General features: G+C 40.7%; 16 protein-coding genes. 9 read left to right on the top strand and 7 right to left on the bottom strand.

Features of this window, described 5'->3' with window-relative positions; translation table 11 throughout:
- The first annotated feature begins 150 nt into the window (after positions 1-150).
- Positions 151-708, top strand: coding sequence for a TetR/AcrR family transcriptional regulator (locus tag F902_RS18150; RefSeq protein ID WP_005205660.1), 558 nt, complete (start codon positions 151-153; stop codon positions 706-708).
- Between the two features lie 79 nt (positions 709-787).
- On the opposite strand, the gene F902_RS18145 is transcribed toward F902_RS18150, so the two are convergent.
- From F902_RS18145 to F902_RS18130, 5 genes are all read right to left on the bottom strand, one after another.
- Complete coding sequence (locus tag F902_RS18145; protein ID WP_005205658.1) at positions 788-1528, bottom strand: hypothetical protein; 741 nt, start codon at positions 1526-1528, stop codon at positions 788-790.
- Positions 1529-1600: 72 nt separating this feature from the next.
- Entirely contained in the window at positions 1601-4297 is a 2697-nt protein-coding gene (locus F902_RS18140) for an nSTAND1 domain-containing NTPase (RefSeq protein ID WP_005205656.1), read from the bottom strand.
- A 208-nt stretch (positions 4298-4505) separates the two neighbouring features.
- The gene (locus tag F902_RS18135; RefSeq protein WP_005205654.1) at positions 4506-5789 is read right to left on the bottom strand and encodes a ribonucleotide-diphosphate reductase subunit beta; all 1284 of its coding nucleotides are present in this window, start codon (positions 5787-5789) and stop codon (positions 4506-4508) included.
- Between the two features lie 143 nt (positions 5790-5932).
- Positions 5933-6064 (bottom strand): hypothetical protein, encoded by a 132-nt coding sequence (locus F902_RS22225; RefSeq protein WP_004804753.1) that lies wholly within the window; start codon positions 6062-6064, stop codon positions 5933-5935.
- Between the two features lie 93 nt (positions 6065-6157).
- Positions 6158-8992 (bottom strand): ribonucleoside-diphosphate reductase subunit alpha, encoded by a 2835-nt coding sequence (locus tag F902_RS18130; protein ID WP_005205652.1) that lies wholly within the window; start codon positions 8990-8992, stop codon positions 6158-6160.
- 544 nt (positions 8993-9536) lie between these two features.
- Between F902_RS18130 and bfmR the strand changes: the two genes are divergently transcribed.
- Both bfmR and bfmS read left to right on the top strand, forming a co-directional pair.
- Positions 9537-10253: a response regulator transcription factor BfmR gene (gene bfmR / locus F902_RS18125; protein ID WP_004655457.1), complete on the top strand. Its 717-nt coding sequence runs from the start codon at positions 9537-9539 to the stop codon at positions 10251-10253.
- Between the two features lie 108 nt (positions 10254-10361).
- Entirely contained in the window at positions 10362-12002 is a 1641-nt protein-coding gene (gene bfmS / locus F902_RS18120; RefSeq protein WP_004804758.1) for a sensor histidine kinase BfmS, read from the top strand.
- Between the two features lie 113 nt (positions 12003-12115).
- Here the strand turns inward: bfmS and F902_RS18115 are convergent, their stop codons facing one another.
- The gene (locus F902_RS18115; RefSeq protein WP_004804760.1) at positions 12116-12472 is read right to left on the bottom strand and encodes a hypothetical protein; all 357 of its coding nucleotides are present in this window, start codon (positions 12470-12472) and stop codon (positions 12116-12118) included.
- A gap of 92 nt (positions 12473-12564) precedes the next feature.
- Complete coding sequence (locus F902_RS18110; protein WP_005205650.1) at positions 12565-13983, bottom strand: GGDEF domain-containing protein; 1419 nt, start codon at positions 13981-13983, stop codon at positions 12565-12567.
- Positions 13984-14380: 397 nt separating this feature from the next.
- On the opposite strand from F902_RS18110, the gene ndhC reads away from it, so the two are divergent.
- The 6 genes from ndhC to nuoG all read left to right on the top strand — a co-directional run bounded on the left by ndhC (position 14381) and on the right by nuoG (position 22032).
- Positions 14381-14932, top strand: a complete 552-nt coding sequence (ndhC, locus tag F902_RS18105; protein WP_004804766.1) for an NADH-quinone oxidoreductase subunit A — start codon at positions 14381-14383, stop codon at positions 14930-14932.
- A gap of 6 nt (positions 14933-14938) precedes the next feature.
- Entirely contained in the window at positions 14939-15616 is a 678-nt protein-coding gene (locus F902_RS18100) for a NuoB/complex I 20 kDa subunit family protein (RefSeq protein WP_004655450.1), read from the top strand.
- A gap of 88 nt (positions 15617-15704) precedes the next feature.
- On the top strand, positions 15705-17492 hold the full coding sequence (nuoC, locus tag F902_RS18095; RefSeq protein ID WP_004804769.1) for an NADH-quinone oxidoreductase subunit C/D: 1788 nt from the start codon (positions 15705-15707) through the stop codon (positions 17490-17492).
- 12 nt (positions 17493-17504) lie between these two features.
- On the top strand, positions 17505-18014 hold the full coding sequence (gene nuoE, locus F902_RS18090) for an NADH-quinone oxidoreductase subunit NuoE (RefSeq protein ID WP_004804770.1): 510 nt from the start codon (positions 17505-17507) through the stop codon (positions 18012-18014).
- Complete coding sequence (nuoF, locus tag F902_RS18085; protein WP_004804772.1) at positions 18011-19336, top strand: NADH-quinone oxidoreductase subunit NuoF; 1326 nt, start codon at positions 18011-18013, stop codon at positions 19334-19336. Before nuoE ends, nuoF begins: the two co-directional genes overlap by 4 nt.
- 11 nt (positions 19337-19347) lie before the next feature.
- On the top strand, positions 19348-22032 hold the full coding sequence (gene nuoG / locus F902_RS18080; protein WP_005205644.1) for an NADH-quinone oxidoreductase subunit NuoG: 2685 nt from the start codon (positions 19348-19350) through the stop codon (positions 22030-22032).
- Positions 22033-22035 lie beyond the last annotated feature (3 nt).

Here is a 22035-nt window from a genome sequence, read left to right as displayed (position 1 = left end):
GCGACTAAAAATCATATCAACAATAAAACTTAAGATGCGCTCAGGCCGTCTTATCGGGTCTTTGCATGCCTTTTTTTGCTTATTGCAGCATAAATGGCTGCTTGATCGGGTTGAGCAACAACAAAAAAATTATTCAATCATGGAAATGATATGCCACCTTTTGCTTTGACTTATCGTGCTTTAAAAGTCTTGGATACCTCGCAAACGCTGTTTAACCAAGATGGCTTTCATCATGTTGGGGTCGACCTGATTATTGATGAGTCTAAAATTGCCAAAGGCACCTTTTATAAATACTTTCACTCCAAAGAGCATTTGGTTGAAATGACGCTAAGCTTGCAGAGAACGGCGCTGAAGAAAGCAGTCCGTTCAATTCTCTATGCCAATAAAAACCTATCGGGGCGTGAAAAACTGAAACGGATTTTCTTTCTGCATGCTGATGTAGAAGGGATGTACCATTTATTGTTTCGGGCGGTTTTTGAAATTAAAGCACGTTATCCAAAGGCGTATGAGATGGTGGTGGAGTACCGAAACTGGTTGATTCGTGAAATTTATATGTTGTTAGTCAGAATGGAGATGAGTGTTACCAAAGCAGATGCACAGATGTTTTTATTTGTGGTAGATGGGGCAATGGTGCAGTTGTTGAGTGGTCGTAAAGTGGATAAAGGGAAATTGTTGGAGGGGTGGTTGGTGGGGGGTAAAGCTATTTAAGAAAAGTTTCTTAAAATTTAATTTTTATATTTTAGAGTAAAATATATTTTTTATAATACTGAAAAACTTAAATAGTATTTTAATTTAATTGTATTATTTCTTTTTTGTTTTTTTTGAAGTTGATTACATATTCTAATATTGTAATTCTTCTCTCTAAGTCTGAAGACTTTAAGTTGGCATGAATCGAAAAGAAGTAAAGTATTATTATGCTGATGGAGAGAGTAATAATGATTTGTTGCAATGAATCTAAATTGTTAATATCGAATATTCCCTTCTCTTTCTTTAGTTGAGTTGAAATTGTCGTTAAACCTAAGAGGGTTGCTGGGAATAAACCTATTTTACTTATTTGCCCAGTAATATTGGTTGTTCTTTTATTGAAATCTCCTAATTCATGTTTTAATTCTAGTGAGGTAAGCTCTAAATGGTGGAGATCAAAGTGTATTAATTTGTTAATTACTTCTATGTCAACTTCTGTTGTTTTCTTTATTCGATTGAATATGATTTTTAAAGGGTTTTTTAATGTTTTACATATTATTTTAAGGTTTGTTAATATTCCAATAAGAGGGCTTATTATAATTAATGAAAGACCTATTGCTGCTAGAAATGCTGCGGATGCTTCTAGTGTCTCATTTTTTGATGTTAAATTTATTACTAATACAAGTGTGATTGAAAATATACAAAGTATTATCCCTGTAATTAGAGCCGATATGTCAACATTGGAGGTTTTTGGGGGGTATTTCTTTTTGAGATCCTCTTCATTTTTAGTTATCTCCTCTAAAATACTGTAGATTTTATTGCTTGTTTCTAATTTTAGATTCATGATTTTCCTTAAAATGTATTTTTGAAAAATGATAATGGAATAAGAGTGAATCTGAGTATAAAATAAATTACTTTAACTCTTATTTTCTAAATAGCTCTGTGCAAGCGAATTATATCTTAATAGGGCTCTTACATATCTCTGTCCAGATGATAGCCTCCAATCCTTATTTAGTTCTGTTGACATAGCTATTGCTAGAGAATCTAAATCCTCTGATAATGTTTGCTGTAATGTTTGTAAAAGTATAATTGTTTCTGCCTTTGAAACATAAGTGGATAGAAATGATTCGACATCTAAGTCTGAATATTTTGAAGGGAGTAATTCAATGTTTTGCCCATTTCTTGTGCATATACCAAGATTTATTAAATCTAATATAATATTCCTTAATCCTTTTTCAGAGCTGTTAATGGTTTTTTCGTTTCTTAATCTTTTAATTAGATCTATAGCATTTTCGAATGAGCTTGCTGCTAAAAATAATAAATCTCTTTTTATTAGATTTCTAGCATTTCCGAAATCTGAAGAATAATCATCTTTATTATATATTTTATAGGTTTTCCCTAAAGAACTAATTAATCCTGCATATTTTAAATAAGATAATATTCTATTAAAATATGCGTTAGGAGTGTCACCTTTGCTTTTAAAATAAATTTCATCCAAAATAGTTGTGATATCTTTTTGAGTAATATATTCTGAATCATTTGAGTTTTTTGTTAAAGATAGGCACTTTGTATAAACGAGATGTCCCAGAAGTTGATCACGTATTTTCTGAGGGAGTTCATTAACCTTACATGTTAATTTGTATGTATTGTTTTGATCTTTTTCTATTAATGAAAAAGATTGAAGATCCATTAAGATATTTTGTAAAGTTCCTTTGCTATAGGAGCTTGATTTAATCAAGTTGTCAAAAGTTGAGTTTTCAGTTTGATTAATAAGATGTATTAATTTATTTGCTATCGTAAAGTTGGCAGTTGGCATATAAGCCCATGAAATAATAGGAGCTTCATTTGTCTTTAAGTAGTCTCTAAATACATCCCAATAAACAGAAATTTTCTCTCCCGTCTTAATTAAAAGTCTATCTGATATTAGCCTTGAAACTGTACTATCTCCAAATTCCTGTGTTGTTTGATATCGATCTACAGGTGAGTTTTTGGCTACATATTTTAAACAATCAACATCGCGAGAGGGTCTTTCTAGATCTTCATCGAATAAAGTTTTAATTTGCATTTGGCTAAGTAATAAAAGCTCTTGTGAAATACCTTCATTAATTTTTTTAAAAAGATGAATACATAGTTTTTTTAATAACCATGGATATCCTTGAGCTTGTTGTATAAGTCTTCTCTTTAATGGACGAGTAATCTTTATTCCAAAGCTTTCTTCAAATGTTGCAATCATTCGGCTAGAGTCTTTCTCATCAAATAATTTTAATTTTTTTTCAGTTCTATGATCTTTAAGCTCACTCCATAGGCTGTATGCAGGGTTATCATCACCTAAGAAAATTCCATTTCTCCATGAGAATCCAACTACTAGATTACTTCTTGCAGCAGAAACATCTAGACCAAATCTTTTAAAGGCTCTAAATAATCCGAATAAATCTTCTTTCATAAAAACTTCTTCAAATTGATCGAAGAAAATAACTAGAACTTTACTATGAGAGCTTAAATATTCATTACATCTATAAAAATCATTTCCACTTAAAATTTCGTCTATATTTTCTACTTTAAAATCTATATCTAATTCTATAAAGTTTTCTTTTATAGCTGCATTAAATGCTTTGGTAACGGCCTCTGCAACAAATTTTGGCCCCCGCGCAGAGCGAATATCTACAGGAAAAAGAAAGAGTTTGTTTTTCCATTTTATATTTGTAAATCGATGTGCCAAATTGGCTACCAAAGATGATTTTCCATTACCAGAAAGTCCTGTTAATGATAAAACTCTACAATCAGTTTTATCTTCACGAACAGCTTCTAAAAAATCCCAAATTTCCTTTTGTATGTCGCCTCTACCAACAAAGTCTTGAGGTCTACATGGTTTATAATCCATAATATCATCTGCAACAATAATATTACTTATAATTTCTTTTGGTTGATGTGAAACAGTTTCTTTTTTTACCTCAATGTTCCCCTGTTTCTTTAAATCTAAGCCAATAAACTTATTTTCTTGATCTAATATTTGTTTAAGTACATCTTGACTGGCTTCATTACCTAAACTTTGATAAATAAGACTAGTAGGAGTTCCATTTTGGATTTCTTGGTAGAGCCAATGAGGTGAAATTTCTGGATGAATAAGCAGAGTCGCCGATGAAAAATTTGGTTGAATTTGAGATAGCTCTACATCTTTAATGTGACCTGAAGCAATTAATGCTGCTAAAATTTCGTTGCTATCATAAAAGGAAAAATCTGTTTTTCTTTTTTTATAAGTTTCAAGGACATCTTGAGCGTCTTTACCTAGCTTAACTGTTGAAAACAGGGCTATAGAATCAAAACCAGCTCTAAAGCTTTGGCTGAAACATAGGTCTATGATTTTAGAATCTATAGTTGCTTTTTCATTGTAAAATTTACATTCTACATAAACTGTTTTATCTGATGGGATGTGAATAGCTTGAATATCTACTTCCATACCACTTTTACGCACCTCATATCCAGTGATTTTATAAGATTGTTTTTTCAGGATCTCGGCACATAAATTTTCGAAGAATTTCCCTCTTTCAGTTGTGGAATAGTTACTTGGAACAGAAATTAGAATGAATTTATCTAAAGGAGTTATTTTATTCATATTGATTAGTACGCAGTTATTGAGATTCTTAATATCGACTTAATTTTAAAAATCAAATATAAGTCTGAATACATCCATAAATCTTTAAATTTTATCTTTTTATAAAACAAAGAAAATATACCTAAATTTTATAATTAACGACTGTCATGTTGTTACATAACAGCCGTTTTATTATTTACCACAACTCATGTGTCGTGTGGCATTCAACTTACCAGCTTAACGCACCACCAGTTTGGTAGTCTGTTACACGCGTTTCAAAGAAGTTCTTCTCTTTACGCAAGTCCATCATCTCAGACATCCAGCCAAACGGGTTGGTTACACCAGCAAACTGCTCAGGTAAACCAAGTTGTGCTAAACGACGGTTACAGATGAACTTCAAGTATTCTTCCATCATGCTTGCATTCATACCCAATACACCACGTGGCATCGTGTCACGCGCATATTCGATCTCAAGCATCGTGCCTTCAAGAATCATTTGAATCACTTCTTCTTGGAACTCAGCCGTCCACAAATGCGGGTTCTCGATCTTGATCTGGTTGATCATGTCGATACCGAAGTTCAAGTGCATAGACTCATCACGCAAGATGTACTGGAACTGCTCAGCAACACCATTCATCTTGTTACGACGACCCATACTCAAGATTTGAGTAAAGCCACAGTAGAAGAAGATCCCTTCAAGAACGCAATAGAACGCGATCAAGTTGCGCAATAAACGTTGGTCGTTTTCAGGCGTACCTGTATTGAAAGTAGGATCACTTAAAGATTGAGTGTACTTCAAGCCCCACGATGCTTTACGTGCAACAGATGGAATCTCGCGATACATGTTGAAGACTTCGCCTTCGTCCATACCCAGAGATTCGATGCAGTATTGATAAGCATGCGTGTGAATCGCTTCTTCAAATGCTTGACGCAAGATGTACTGACGGCATTCAGGGTTAGTAATGTGACGATAGATCGCCAACACCAAGTTGTTTGCAACCAATGAGTCCGCAGTCGAGAAGAAACCCAAAGAACGCATGATGATGGTACGCTCATCTTCAGTTAAGCCATTTTCAGACTTCCAAAGCGCGATATCATGGTTCATGTTGACTTCTTGCGGCATCCAGTGGTTTGCACACCCGTCAAGATACTTCTGCCAAGCCCACTCGTATTTAAACGGAACAAGCTGGTTTAAGTCAGCGCGACAGTTGATCATTGCTTTATCATCAACCTGAACACGCTGTGCACCCATCTCAAGCTCTTCCAAGCCAGGTGCAGCATCTAAATGTTCTAAGGCAGCAGATGCTCGTGCCAACGAATCGGTTGGATTTGTTGATCGCACGGTACTGGTTCCAGCGGGTTGTGCAGCAGCCACGCGCGGCGATGATTGCTCTGAATCAGATACCACTTGCGTATTAACCGTTTTTTGCGTGTCGATGGGCGCAGACTTGTGTTCAGGTGCAGTCGGTTTTTGCGAATCATCTTCAAAATCGTCCCAACTAAGGATAGACATATTCATTCTCTCTTCGTTGCTTTATATCTTTTATTTAGACATCTCAAGCAAGGAGATGTCCTACTATACGCTCAATTTGTGTAAGCAAAATTAAGTTTTATTGACTGAAATTTTAAAAAGTGACCAATGGACACCGATAATCCCTAAAACTTATTTTGCTTACGCTGTTGTTTACGTATTTTAAAAAATGCGTAAACCATTGGAATATAAAACACTAAAAAGGCACAGATCAGGACTATCACACCAAATTGATAATTATGACTGAGATGGAACATAATCTATGCCTCAATAGAAACTTCTCTTGCGGAGCTTTAGTCGCTCTTCACCTCTCCTAAAAGGAGAGGGAATTTATTGAGAGAGGTGTGAAATTACTGACAAGCTTCGCAGTCTGGGTTGTCAATTGAACAGGCCAATGGCACTGGCGCTGCTGTTGAGAAACCATCATCTTCAGTTTGAACTTCAGCTTTTTCTGCTACAACCGCTGCTGCCGCAACCACAGGCGCTTCAACCGATGCTGGTTTAACTGCATTCAGTGCACCCGTGTTAATGGTTGATTTCTCAGCCGATGTTGCACCTAAAGCTCGGAGGTAATAAGTTGTTTTAAGACCACGTAACCATGCCATCTTATACGTGATGTCAAGTTTCTTACCATTCGCGCCAGCGATGTAAAGGTTCAATGACTGTGCTTGGTCGATCCATTTTTGACGACGTGATGCAGCATCTACGATCCAGCGAGTATCCACTTCAAATGCAGTCGCGAAGATTGCTTTTAATTCTTCAGGAATACGTGCAATCTTTTGAACTGAACCTTCGAAGTGTTTTAGATCATTGACCATGACGGTATCCCAAAGACCACGTTCTTTTAATGCACGAACAAGGTAAGGGTTGATCACTGTGAATTCACCAGAAAGGTTCGATTTCACATACAAGTTCTGGAACGTTGGCTCAATTGATTGAGACACGCCACAAATGTTAGAGATGGTTGCAGTCGGTGCAATCGCCATCACATTTGAGTTACGCATACCGTCTTTTTGAACTTTGGCACGTAAAGTGTCCCAGTCTAAACGTTGAGTACGATCCACTTCGAACATACGCTCTGGGCGTGATTTCGCAACGATTTCTAAAGAGTCGATTGGCAAGATACCTTGATCCCACAATGAACCTTTAAATGTTGAGTAAGCACCACGTTCAAGCGCAAGGTTACTTGATGTTTCGATTGCGTAGTAGCTGATCACTTCCATCGATTCATCAGCGAAATCAACGGCTGCATCTGAACCATAAGCAAGATTCATTTCATACAATGCATCTTGGAAGCCCATGATCCCCATACCCACAGGGCGGTGTTTCAAGTTCGACGTTTTCGCTTGTGGTACAGCATAGTAGTTAATGTCGATTACGTTATCGAGCATACGCACCGCAGTTTTCACTGTACGAGCAAGCTTTTCACGATCTAATACGCCACCTTGAACGTGTTGTACAAGGTTGATCGAACCTAAGTTACAGACTGCGATTTCATCTTGGTTTGTGTTTAAAGTGATTTCTGTACACAAGTTAGATGAGTGAACCACGCCCACGTGTTGTTGTGGTGAACGTAAGTTACATACGTCTTTGAATGTGATCCACGGGTGACCAGTTTCGAACAACATCGAAAGCATTTTGCGCCATAAATCTTTAGCACGTACTTTCTTGTGTAGCATGTTTTGTTCTTTTGCTACAGCTTCGTAGTGTGCATAACGCTCAGCGAATTCTGCGCCAGTTAAATCATGCAGGTCTGGTGTTTCAGACGGTGTGAACAAGGTCCATTCAGCATCTTCAAACACACGTTGCATGAACAAGTCAGGAACCCAGTTCGCTGTGTTCATGTCGTGGGTACGACGACGGTCATCACCTGTGTTTTTACGTAGCTCTAGGAATTCTTCAACATCCAAGTGCCAAGTTTCAAGGTATGCACAAACTGCACCTTTACGCTTACCGCCTTGGTTTACTGCAACGGCTGTATCGTTCGCAACTTTAAGGAACGGAACCACACCTTGAGATTTACCGTTGGTGCCTTTGATATAAGAGTTCAATGCACGTACAGGTGTCCAGTCATTACCTAAACCACCCGCCCATTTTGATAGCATCGCGTTGTCACGCATTGCACCATAAATGTCATACAGGTCATCACCGATGGTGGTTAAGTAACAGCTAGATAATTGCGGACGCAATGTACCTGAGTTAAAGAGCGTTGGTGTAGAAGCCATGTAGTCGAAGCTAGACAATAAGTCATAGAACTCGATTGCACGATCTTCTCTGTTTTCTTCATTGAGCGAAAGACCCATTGATACACGCATAAAGAATAATTGTGGTAATTCAAAACGCACGCCATTTGAATGGATGAAGTAACGGTCAAATAAAGTTTGTAGACCTAAATAGGTGAATTGGTTTGAGCGTTCTGGTTTGATCGCAGCAGCCAATTTTGCAAGGTCAAAATCAAGCAAGTCTTTAGAAAGAAGATCAAGCTCAATACCTTTCTTCAAGAAGGTTTCTAAAGCATCACCTTCTAAGGTGTCTGTCGGTAGACCGAGGAACTCTAAACCTGTGCTAACGAGTTCGCTACTAAGTAAACGCGCAGTCACATAAGTATAGTTTGGCTCTTGTTCGATACGGGTACGCGTTGCCATCATCATGGTGGTCGCGATATCGCTTTCTTTTACGCCGTTATATAAGTTCTTCACCGTTTCATCAAGAATGGCTTGAACATCAATTCCCTCTAGACCTTCACTTGCAGTTTCAATGGTGGCTGTAAGCGCATCCAAATCCAATGGTTGGAGCTGACCATTGGCATCTGTAATTTGAAGGGTAGGGTGATGGTTCGCACCAGTTTGCTGACGAGCACTTGCGCGTTGGTCACGATAAATGACGTAGGCACGTGCAACTTTTTGCTCGCCTGTACGCATCAATGCCAATTCAACTTGGTCTTGAATTTCTTCGATATGAATCGTACCGCCAGAAGGCAAACGACGATTAAATGTGTTCATTACCATTTCAGTCAGTTGAGTGATACGGTCATGGATACGACTTGAGTCAGTACCTTGTTGACCTTCAACAGCTAAAAATGCTTTCCCAATCGCAACAGAAATTTTCTCGGCATTAAATGTCGCAATCTCACCGGTGCGCTTAATGACCTGAAGTTGGCCAGGAGTAGAAGTGATGATGCTCATGTCAGCATAGCTCCATTATCATCTATTTTTATGTTCATGGACCGTTTGAATCGAGCAAAAAGTATGCCACGATGTTTGAGGGATAAACACAATACTTAGTGGTTAAAGTTTATTTTCAACACAAGATACGGGATTTTTTGCAGTAGATCAATCCTTGACTTTTTACTAATTTTTTTTTCATGTGTTAACTGCTGAAATCACAGTCACATAGCATATCAAAGCCGTTAAAAAAGGCTTATAGATAACTCTGTGGATAACTCAAAAAACAGACACTTAAATTGTTTTGGGTGAATAAAGAAACAAATTGTTTAACATTGGCACAAAATCTATACTAAATATTCATCCTGTCGGAAAAAGCATAGAGAGCTGAAAAATATATTAAAATTCATAATTTTAATAAAAATATAACAAAAGGGGTTAGGCGTGTATCAGTTTGGTGAACGCCTACTTGTTTACAATGTAAACGTGTGTATATTGCAAAACATAAACCAATGTATCTGTCAGATTTCATAGATAGATTCACTCAGATTTTAGGGGCAAACAAATGAGCCAAGAAGAAAAGTTACCGAAGATTTTGATCGTAGAAGATGACGAACGCTTAGCACGTTTAACACAAGAGTATTTGATTCGTAACGGTTTAGAAGTTGGAGTCGAAACGGATGGTAATCGTGCAATTCGTCGCATTATCAGCGAGCAACCAGATTTAGTGGTTCTCGATGTGATGTTACCAGGCGCAGATGGCCTAACCGTTTGTCGTGAAGTACGTCCGCATTACCATCAACCAATTTTGATGCTTACTGCACGTACTGAAGATATGGATCAGGTTCTTGGCTTGGAAATGGGTGCAGACGATTATGTTGCGAAACCTGTTCAACCACGTGTGTTATTAGCGCGTATCCGTGCTTTATTACGCCGTACTGACAAAACAGTTGAAGATGAAGTTGCTCAACGTATCGAGTTTGATGACCTTGTGATTGATAACGGTGGTCGTTCAGTAACCTTAAATGGTGAGTTGGTCGATTTCACCAGCGCTGAATATGACTTGTTATGGTTGTTGGCTTCAAACGCTGGTCGTATCTTGTCTCGTGAAGATATCTTTGAGCGTCTTCGTGGTATTGAATACGATGGTCAAGATCGTTCGATCGATGTACGTATTTCACGTATCCGTCCAAAAATCGGTGATGACCCAGAAAATCCAAAACGTATCAAAACAGTGCGTAGTAAAGGTTATTTATTCGTTAAAGAAACCAACGGAATCTAAACTCTCTAAAGCCTCCTTTTAAAAGGGGGCTTTTCCCTTGATAGAGGAGGGACTTGTACAGCGTGGCTGTTCAGGAGAGATTTTAACTAGCTTGGAATTATTTACCCTATGGTAAGTCGAGTACTGAAAAACAGCATATTCTTGCGTATCTATGCTGGATTGGTGGTTTTGGTTGTTGTGGTTGCCGCATTTTGTTATTTGCTGGTGCAGATCATTAACTATCAACGGGCGCAAGAATATCGTGAATCTCTTACCGATGGCATTTCTTATGTCATTAGTGAAGGGGTATCTCGTCAGCCAGAAAAGCAACAAAAGTTAGATTGGATTTCCGATGCATCTGATTTGCTGGAACTACCGATCTACTATGTCGATGCTGAACGGGTAGAACTATCGCGTACCGAGAAAAAACGTATTGCTGAGCAAAAATCAGTGGTTCGTTATGATGCGAATAATGGCATTGGCTATATCATTATTGGCCTGAAAGACGACCCTAAGCATTTCCTCTATATTAAAGTCGATAAAATTGGCGAACGCCAAATGAAAGCGCTACCGATTTTTGTACTGGATTATTTGATTTTTTATCCGGGGCAGGAGCGTGAGTATTTAGACAAAATTAAAAAGCATTTCTATTACCCAATTGAAATTGCGGATATTAAAGACATTAATCTGGATTCGGAGCAGATTGGTCGTTTGCGCCAAGATCAAAGTGTGTTGCTGTATAAAGACAGTGCAACTGTGCGTGGCACCACCATTTCGATTGTTTCTCCGATGCCAAACCATCCTGCGCAAGTGCTGATTTTAGGGCCTGTTCCAATGTTTAATTGGATGCCGTTCCAGCTGTCAGCAGGGATCACCTTATTCAGCTTGTTCTTATTAAGTTTGGGTGTTTATGGCCTGATTTTACCGCTTGAGCGTAAAATTCGTCAGGTCCGTTATGCCTTGAATAAGATGAAGTCGGGTGACTTGTCATTGCGTGTACCCATTGAAGGTACTGACGAAATGGCAAATTTGGCATCCAGTTATAACAATATGTCAGATCATATTCAGCGTTTGATTGAAGCGCAGCGTGAATTGATGCGTGCGGTGTCGCATGAACTCAGAACACCTGTGGCACGGATTCGTTTTGGTATGGAGATGTTGGCTGAAGAAGATGATTATAATTATCGAATTCAGCAAGTGGACATGATTGATAAAGATATTGAAGCACTCAATACCTTGATTGATGAGATCATGACCTATGCCAAATTGGAGCAAGGTACGCCATCTCTAGACTTCGAAGACATTGTACTGGTTGAAGTATTGGATCAGGTCGCAATGGAAACGGAAGCATTGAAGACGCAAAAAGAAATTGAACTGATTGCACCGCCATTAGCCTTGAAAGTAGATGCGGAACGTCGCTATCTACACCGCGTGGTGCAAAATCTGGTCGGTAATGCAGTACGTTATTGCGATAATAAAGTCCGCATTAGTGGTGGGGTTCGTGCTGACGGTAATGCCTATGTCTGCGTCGAAGATGACGGGCCGGGGATTCCTGAACAAGAGCGCAGTCGTATTTTTGAGGCCTTCGCCCGTTTAGATGACAGTCGTACCCGTGCTTCAGGTGGTTATGGTCTAGGTCTGTCAATTGTCAGCCGTATTGCCTACTGGTTTGGTGGTACCATTCAAGTCGATCAAAGTCCAAACTTGGGCGGTGCACGCTTTATCATGACGTGGCCTGCCAAGCGTTATAAACAAGTCATTAAAAAATAAGTAGTGAAAAAGGAATGATATTTATCATTCCTTTTTTATTGATATTAATAAAAAAGCCAAAGCAAAATACTTTGGCTAAATCAGGTCTTTTGGTGACCTTGAATTATTACTATTTATTCATGAACAGATGGATCGGGTTCAATCAATGGTTTGCCTGAGCGAAGGCTCTGCAATGCATCTGCATTGAAGTCAATCAGTAGCGCATTGTTCTTAATATCGATTTTATAACCTTTGATCAGGGTTTGATCTCCATTTAAGGTTTCGACTTTATAGCCATCGGCAATATTGAGAATACTTTCTAAATTGGTTGTTGTGGCGGCAAAATCCTCTCTAAATACTTCGTAAATGTCTCTTAAATCAAAAATTGCATTATCAGCATCTGGATGTTTTCGAACATAACTTTCTATATGGCGCATCAGAAGTTGTGAAAAAAAGAAATAATCCGAAGCGTGAGTGTATTCTAGATGCATATTTTTCTCCTTTTGTTCTCATTCTAGAATACTCATCTATTCGCGCTGCTGTGTATAAAGATAATTAAAGTATTTAGCTGAATTGCAACATATTATGTCGAAATGACAACTTGGTTTCGGCCCTGCCGTTTGGCTTGATACAGCGCATCATCGGCCTGCTTAAATAATTGCTCAATGGCGTGCTGATTTTCAGGTGTGCAGATACAAATTCCAATGCTGATTTGAATGAAAAAACGTTGCTGTTGTTCATGTTCAATCGGGGTTTGGCTGATCTGTAGGCGGATTTTTTCAGCGCAGAGATAAGCTGCATCGGCATCGGTGTCGGTCATAAAGATAGCGAACTCTTCACCGCCTAAACGACCGAGCAAGTCTTGAGGGCTGAGTAGGCTCTGAATGGTGTGCACGCAGCTTTGCAAGGCACGATCACCCATCTGGTGCCCATAGCTGTCATTCACTTGTTTAAAGTGATCAATGTCGAGCATAAGAAAGGCCGTACTTTGACCAGCCTGTGTTGCTTGCTGCTGGAACAGTTGCACCGATTGTAGAAATTGGCGGCGGGTCAGGCTGGAGGTGAGTTCATCATGCGCAATGGTATGTTGCAATTCTTGGATTAGCTTGGATCTCACCATATTGATACTGGATACGGTGAGTGGGGCAATCGTCATCATAATCAGTCCAAGGCGGATTGAGATGGCATTATTTAAAAATTGCTGGGGATAAAGTAGCAGGTAGTTCTGCGAGACGTGATAGATCACAAAGGCGCAGCTGATCGAAGTAATCATTGCCACTGAAAAATGACGATAGCTCAATGCACACCAGATCAGTGCCGCAATTGGATAAAGTAGGGAACCGGGACCTGCATCATAGTAGCCAATTGCAATGGAGAAAATAACTGCAAATAGCGGTAAGCTTTCTTGTACCGTTTGAGTTTTAAACTCTTGGAGTTGCTGTTTAAATTCACTCCAAAGCGGAGCACTAATGATTGCCGGGAGCAGTAATAATGCATTTTGAATTTCCGCAGTAAACCAATAGCCAAAATCAATCCAAAATGAACCTAAAGCAAATTTGGTGTTAAATAAAGGTAGGGTGAGGGCTGCAAATAATGAGCTAGCCAAACCACCGATACAGCAAAAACTAAATAGAAATAGATAAAAATAACCATGATGCATTGAACGGATAAATGCATTAAATTTGACATATAGGGCCAATGTCGTGATGACGTAGAGTAGATTTGCTGAGGTTAGACAAATATTGAGTAAAAAAGGCGTATCTTGTGAGGTATCGGCAAGTAGATAACCCACGATTGCCCCAATAAAACTGATCGGGTGGCGTGTTTGCGGAAAACGAATCAGTAAACCGAGCAGAACCGAGTTGGCAGGCCAAAAAGAGGCAAGAAAGGTGAGGTGTCTGGTTGCGATACCGAGTAGGCAGCACAATAGAATTATCCCACTAAAAAGTAGAAATAATTGTAAAAGGGAGCGTGGTTTTAATGCTGCATAGGCTTGGGGCATGCTAACGCGGTTCTATGGGGAGACAAGGTCGCGCTATTATATAAATTTTGTTTAAATTTTCATCATAAATTTGTATCAATGCAATGATTTAGTTCGTGCTGCAATATATTGGGGCGAACCACTCAAAATTTAGATTTTTTCACGATGTAGAAAAAGAAAAAAATGATCAATATAGTCTTCTTGATTAGATAATTCGATTTTTAGGGGTGAATTAACCGTGATCTTGGTTATATCGGTAAATTTAAGGACAAAATCATCCGAAAGACTAAAGCGCTTCAACTAGCATGAGAAATTAGAAATCAGGTACAATTGGCGGGATTAATTTTGTGTTTGGTGTATTTGAAGGCCAATACATACATTCTTTGTTAAAAATAGGCCTGCCAGGAGTTATCCCCGCATGAGTGCCATTACTCCATACGAATGGGCAATAATTGCCTTCGTGATCGGCGTTACATTTCTTTGCGTTTTTATGCTCACTGTTCCCTTACTCCTAGGGGGTAAAGCATGGGGACGTGCAAAGCAAGAGCAGTTTGAATCAGGTGTAGTTGGTGCGGGCGGTGCTCGTATCCGCTTGTCAGCCAAGTTCTATTTAGTTGCAATTTTCTTTGTGGTTTTCGATCTGGAAGCCCTCTATCTCTACGCTTGGGCAACTTCAGTTCGTGAAGTCGGTTGGGTTGGTTTTGCAACGGCTGCTGTCTTTATTTTAGTTTTATTAATCGGTTTGATTTATGAGCTTTCTACAGGCGCACTTAACTGGGCACCTTCAGATCGTCGTAAAGCAGCTGGGATTAAAACCAAAATAGGTTCGCCAAATATGAACATTGCTGACATTACGCGATTCAATAATATTGAAGAGTTAGTTGTCGATCCTACTGGTCATATTCCAGCACAGTCTTCAGGTCGTGTTAAATCTAAAACACCGACTACATCATTACTTAAAAAGGAGTAAGTCGGGATGAAATATACTTTAACCCGTGCGAATCCAGATGCCGATCAATATCCATTACAAGATCGTCAAATCGTAACTGATCCACTTGAGGAAGAAGTTAATAAAAGCGTGATGATGACGCGTCTTGAAGATGTGTTGCATACAGCGGTGAACTGGGGGCGTAAAAACTCTTTGTGGCCTTTTAACTTTGGTACTTCATGCTGCTACGTTGAATATGCAACGACTTTAACGGGTGTACATGACTTGTCTCGTTTTGGTGCTGAGGTTATTCGTGCTTCACCACGTCAAGCAGATTTGATGATTGTTGCAGGGACCTGCTTTGTCAAAATGGCACCTGTAATTCAACGTTTGTATGAACAGATGCTTGAGCCTAAATGGGTGATCTCAATGGGTGCTTGTGCGAACTCTGGCGGTATGTATGACATCTACTCTGTGGTTCAAGGTGTCGATAAAATTATTCCTGTTGATGTGTACATCCCAGGTTGCCCGCCTCGTCCAGAAGCATTGATTCAAGCATTGATGTTACTTCAAGACCAAATTCAACTAGAGCGCCGTCCACTTTCAGCGGTTATTGGTGATGATCTTCAGCCTGTGTATAAGCCAAAGATGATGCCAGAACGTGACCGTAAAAATGCTGAACGTATTGCGGTGAAAAACTTACGCTCTATGGATGATATTAAATAATTTTCTCGATGAGTTTTTGACATGTCCCGTGATGGGTATGGTCATCGGAAAAATTGCCAGAATTTGTATTAAATAGGAAGCCAAGCCAATGGCTGAAACTGACATTGCTATGCCAGAATCAACACCAGTTGATTCCCGCCCTGCATTTGCAATCGTAGAAGAGCTCAAAACCAAATTTGGTGAGAACTTCTATGTGCAGACGACTTTTGAAGAGTTTCCAACAGTCTGGGTTGAGCGCGCACGCGTGCAAGAAGTCCTTATGTTCCTCCGTAAAGTGGAACGTCCTTATGTGATGTTGTTTGACTTATCAGCGGTAGATGAGCGTTTACGTGTTCACCGTGATGGTTTACCAGCATCTGACTTCACTGTGTTCTATCACTTATTATCGCTAGAGCGTAATAGTGATATTCGTATTAAAGTTGCGTTGAATGAAAATGATTTAAGCATTCCAACTGCAACCAACATTTGGCCAAATGCCAACTGGTACGAGCGTGAAGCTTACGATATGTTCGGTATCGATTTCGCAGGGCATCCAATGCTCCGTCGTATCTTGTTACCAACCTATTGGGAAGGTCACCCATTACGTAAAGAATATTCAGCGCGTGCGACAGAATATACGCCGTATATGCAAGACCAAGCAAAGCAAGATTTCGAACAAGAACACTTACGCTTTGTACCAGAAGACTGGGGTCTAAAACGCGGTAATGACGACGAAGACTTCATGTTCCTGAACTTGGGTCCTAACCATCCATCTGCACACGGTGCTTTCCGTGTGGTATTACAGTTGGACGGTGAAGAAGTGAAAGACTGTGTGCCTGATATCGGTTATCACCACCGTGGTGTGGAAAAGATGGCTGAACGTCAAACATGGCATTCATTCATTCCTTATACCGATCGTGTCGACTACCTCGGTGGTTGTGCGCAAAACATGCCATACGTGATGGCTGTTGAGCAGCTTGCTGGTATTAAAGTACCTGAGCGTGCACAAGTCATTCGTGTGATGTTGAACGAATTATTCCGTATCAATAACCACTTGTTGTTCTGTGGTACAGCGATTCAGGATGCGGGTGGTATGACTCCTGTATTCTATATGTTCGCAGACCGTCAAAAAGTCTATGACATCGTTGAAGCGATTACGGGTTACCGTATGCACCCAGCATGGTTCCGTATTGGTGGTACAGCACACGACCTTCCAAATAACTGGCAAAAACTTGTTAAAGAGTTGCTAGAGTGGATGCCGAAACGTTTGAACGAGTACTACACAGCAGCGCTTAAAAACTCAGTATTTATTGGTCGTACGCGTAACGTTGCGCAATACGATGCTAAATCTGCGTTGGCTTGGGGTGTAACGGGTACTGGTTTACGTGCGACAGGTATTGATTTTGACGTTCGTAAATATCGTCCATACAGTGGTTATGAAAACTTCGACTTTGATATTCCAGTGGAATATGAAGGCGATGCATATGCACGTGTCTTGGTTCACTTCCGTGAAATTACTGAGTCGTTGAAAATCATTCAACAGTGCTTGGATAACATGCCATCTGGTCCTTATAAAGCGGATCATCCATTGGCTGTTCCACCACCGAAAGATAAGACATTACAAGATATTGAAACCTTGATTACGCACTTCTTAAGCGTATCTTGGGGTCCAGTAATGCCTGCTGGTGAGTCATCATTTATGACGGAAGTCGTGAAAGGCGCGAGTACTTATTATTTGACTTCAGACAAGTCAACGATGAGTTACCGTACCCGTATTCGTACACCGACATTCACTCACTTACAGCAAATGCCTTCAGTGATTAACGGCAGTTTGGTTTCTGACTTGATCATTTATTTGGCGACCATTGACGTGGTTATGGCTGACGTGGATCGCTAGGGGTAAACGATTATGATGATTTTGACTGATAAAAAACCACGTGTGAATGTTGAAGGGATTTTGACTGCTGACGAAATTCATGACATTGAACATCACATTGGTCATTACCCGTACCCACGTGCAGCCTCTTTGGATGCTTTGAAGTGTGTACAGCGCCGTAATGGTTGGGTAGATGATGCACAAATGAATGCGATTGCACAGTTGTTGACGATGAGTGTGGCGGATCTTGAAGGTGTTGCAACTTTCTATAACCGTATCTACCGTCAACCGGTTGGTCGCCATGTGATTTTATTGTGTGACTCAATTGCATGCTTCTTGATGGGTGCAGAAACTTTGGCAGAAGCGTTCCAGCGCGAGTTGGGTATCCAGTACGGACAAACCACAGCAGATGGCCGTTTTACCTTGCTCCCAATTTGCTGTTTAGGCAACTGTGATAAAGGTCCAACTTTAATGATTGATGAAGATACGCACGGTCTTGTGGACGTGTCATCAGTTAAACAGTTATTGGAGAAGTATGTATGAATACTGAACCAAAACCAATTTATGGCGACGGTAATCCAGAAACGCATCCATTGACTTGGCGTTTAAGCAAACAAGAGTTTGTGCGTGCGGCAGATGAGTATGAAGCACTTGAAGGGTATGCTGGCTTTAAAAAAGCATTGAGCATGCCACCAAAAGACGTGCTTGAAGTCATTAAAGCTGCAACGGTTAAAGGTCGTGGTGGTGCAGGTTTCCCAGCGGGGATTAAATGGTCATTGATGGCGCCAAATGATGGTGGTCCACGCTATTTGATTTGTAATGCCGATGAAATGGAACCAGGTACCTTTAAAGACCGTTTGTTGATGGAAAAACTTCCGCATCAATTGATCGAAGGCATGCTGATTGCAGGTTATACCTTAGAAGCAACTCAAGGTTATATCTTCATCCGTGGTGAATATGTTGAAGCAGCCCAATACTTAAATGAAGCATTAGAGCAAATCCGTGCAAAAGGTTACTTGGGTGACAACATCCTTGGAACAGGCTGGAACTTTGATATGCATGTTCACACTGGCGCAGGTCGTTATATCTGTGGTGAAGAAACTGCATTGATCAACTCGCTTGAAGGTCGTCGTGCCAATCCGCGTACTAAGCCACCATTCCCGCAAGTTGCAGGGGCATGGGGGCGTCCAACGATTGTCAACAACGTTGAGACCTATAACAACTTGCCAGCGATTATGCTTCGTGGTCCTGAGTGGTACATCAATCTTTCTGCTGGTAAGTCGAAAGATCCGGGTACCAAGATCTATGGTGCATCAGGCAAAGTTAAATTCCCTGGTCTTTGGGAACTTCCATTTGGTACAACAGCGCGTGAAGTGATTGAAGAACATGCGGGTGGTATGCGTGATGGTCTCACTTTGAAAGCATGGTTACCAGGTGGTGCTTCGACTGACTTTTTAGCAGCTGAGCACATTGATTTGCCAATGGATTCTGAAACGATCATGAAAGCGGGTTCACGTTTAGGTACCTGTTTGTTGATGGTTGTGGATGAAACTCAATGTATGGTTTCTGCTACACGTAATTTAGAAGAGTTCTTTGCACGTGAATCATGTGGTTTCTGTACACCATGCCGTGATGGTTTACCTTGGGCAGTTAAAGCGCTTAAAGCACTGGAAGCAGGCGAAGGTAAGAAAGAAGATATCGATCACCTACAAGAACTTACTCGTAAATTGTGGATTGGTAAAACTTTCTGTGCTCACGCACCAGGTGCGATGGAGCCGCTTATGGGCGCACTTAAATATTTCCGTGGCGAGTTTGAAGCAAAGGTTAAAACCCATGCTCCTGCTCTAGACGTAGAACAAGCTTAAGGAATTCGACTATGGCTACAATTCATGTCGATGGAAAATCGTATGAAGTCAACGGCACTGAAAACTTGCTACAAGCATGTTTAAGCCTTGGCATCGACATCCCGTATTTTTGTTGGCACCCATCCTTAGGTTCTGTTGGTTCTTGTCGTCAATGTGCGGTGACTCAGTACGCAAATCCTGAGGACACACGTGGACGCTTGGTGATGTCATGTATGACACCTGCTGCCGACAATACCTATATTTCGATTGAAGACAAAGAAGCGACGGATTTCCGTGCGTCGATTGTTGAATTCTTAATGACCAACCACCCGCACGACTGTCCAGTCTGTGAAGAAGGTGGTCACTGTCATTTACAAGATATGACCGTCATGACGCAACATGACCGTCGTCGTTATCGCTTTACCAAACGTACTCACTATAACCAAGAGTTGGGTTCGTTCATTGCGCATGAGATGAACCGTTGTATCGCGTGCTACCGTTGTGTGCGTTACTACAAAGATTATGCGGGCGGTACGGACTTTGGTGTCTATGCCAATGCTTCACGTGTTTACTTTGGTCGTCCAGAATCAGGCACTTTAGAGTCTGAATTCTCTGGTAACTTGACTGAAGTTTGTCCAACGGGTGTATTCACGGATAAGACCCATTCAGCACGCTATAACCGTAAGTGGGACATGCAGTATGCGCCAAGCGTATGTCATGGCTGTTCTTCAGGTTGTAACATTTCTCCGGGGGAACGCTATGGCGAAATCCGTCGTGTTGAAAACCGTTTCAATGGTTCAGTCAACCAATACTTCCTTTGTGATAAAGGTCGTTTCGGTACGGGTTATGTGAATCGTGAAGATCGTCCACGTCAACCGCAGTTCCGCAATGGTGAAACTGTTGCGACTGTGAGTGTTGATCAGGCACTTGATCAAGTGATTACTCAACTTCAAGGCAAGAAAGTGTTAGGTATTGGTTCACCACGCGCAAGCTTGGAATCAAACTACGCACTGCGTGAATTGGTTGGACAAGACAATTACTCAACAGGTATGTCTCAAAAAGATCAAAACTTGGTTGAGTTAGCTGCATCAATCATGCAAACACAGGGTATCTATAACCCGAACATGCGTGAAATTGAAAGCTATGATGCGGTGTTGATCTTGGGTGAAGACTTAACTCAAACTGCGCCACGTATGGCATTGTCTGTTCGCCAAGCTGCGAAAAACAAAGCCAAAGAAATGGCTGCTGCGACACGTACACCAGACTGGTTAGCAGAACCTGTACAACGTATCGGTCAAGATGCAAAATCACCAATCTATATCCTTGCTGCAACACAAACGCGTTTAGCCGATGTTGCAACAGGTGAAGTGGTTGCATCTCCAAATGATATCGCACGTTTAGGTTTCGCGGTTGCTGCTGCTGTTAAAGGTGAAGCACTCTCTGGTTTAGCTGATGATGCCAAAGCATTTGCGCAAACTATTGCAGATACGTTGAAAGCGGCGAAAAAGCCATTGATTATCTCTGGTACCAGCTTACAAGATCCTGCGATCATGGAAGCTGCAGCTCAAGTTGCACAAAACTTAGGTGAACATGCAGGCTTGTCATTGACTGTTCCTGAAGTGAACTCAATGGGCTTGGCACTGTTTGGTGGCTTAAGCTTAGAACAAGCATTTGCACAAGATTATGATGCAGTGGTTGTGATTGAAAATGACTTAACTCGTCGTTTACCAGTGGGTCAAGTGAAAGCTGCATTTGACAAGGCTGAAACTGTGATCGTACTCGATCATAGCGAAACTGAAACCTTGAAACTTGCAGATATCGTACTTTCAGCAGCAAGCTTTGCTGAAGGTGACGGTACTGTGGTCAGCCAAGAAGGCCGTGCACAACGTTTCTATCAAGTGTATGACCCAAGCTACTATAAACCTGAATACGCGATCAAAGAATCATGGCGCTGGTTACATGCCATTGAGACAGGTCTCAAAGGCAAAGCAGTGGACTGGACATTACTTGATGATGTGATTGATGACATCGTGAAGAATGTTCCTGTGCTTGCTGCAATTGAAGACGTTGCACCAGATGCTGGCTATCGTATCCACGGTTTGAAAATTGCACGTGAACCACGTCGTTACTCAGGTCGTACCGCAATGCGTGCACCGTTATCGGTTCACGAACCTAAGCAACCGACGGATATCGACTCTGCATTAACGTTCTCTATGGAAGGTTATGTAGGGAATCAGACTGCATCTTCATTGGTACCTTTCGCATGGTCTGCGGGTTGGAACTCACCACAAGCTTGGAACAAATACCAAGATGAAGTGGGTGGTCACTTAAAAGGTGGTGATTCAGGTGTTCGTTTATTCGATCGTTTAGCAAAACGTCCTGCACGTAGCTATGTTGCACCTTCAGCTGTTGTTGTGAATCCTGAAAGCTTCCGCCTTGTGCCAATGCACCATATTTTTGGTTCTGGCGAATTCACCATTAAAACACCTGCGATGGAATCTCGTATTCCTGAAGCAATGTTTGCTGTGGGTGAGCAAGATGCGACACGCTTAAATGTTCAAGATGGTCAACGTATTACAGTGAAAGCGGGTGAAACGAGTATTAGCTTGCCAGTACAAGTGATCGAATATTTACCAACAGGTTATATTGGTTACCCAATTGGTTTAGCACCAACTGTTTCATTGGCAGAGCCTGTTTCTGTGGCGGTAGGAGTGTAATTC

Origin of the sequence: Acinetobacter higginsii (genome assembly GCF_000369525.1) — a bacterium.
Lineage (GTDB): Bacteria > Pseudomonadota > Gammaproteobacteria > Pseudomonadales > Moraxellaceae > Acinetobacter > Acinetobacter higginsii.
This window is presented reverse-complemented; position numbering and strand designations above follow the sequence as displayed.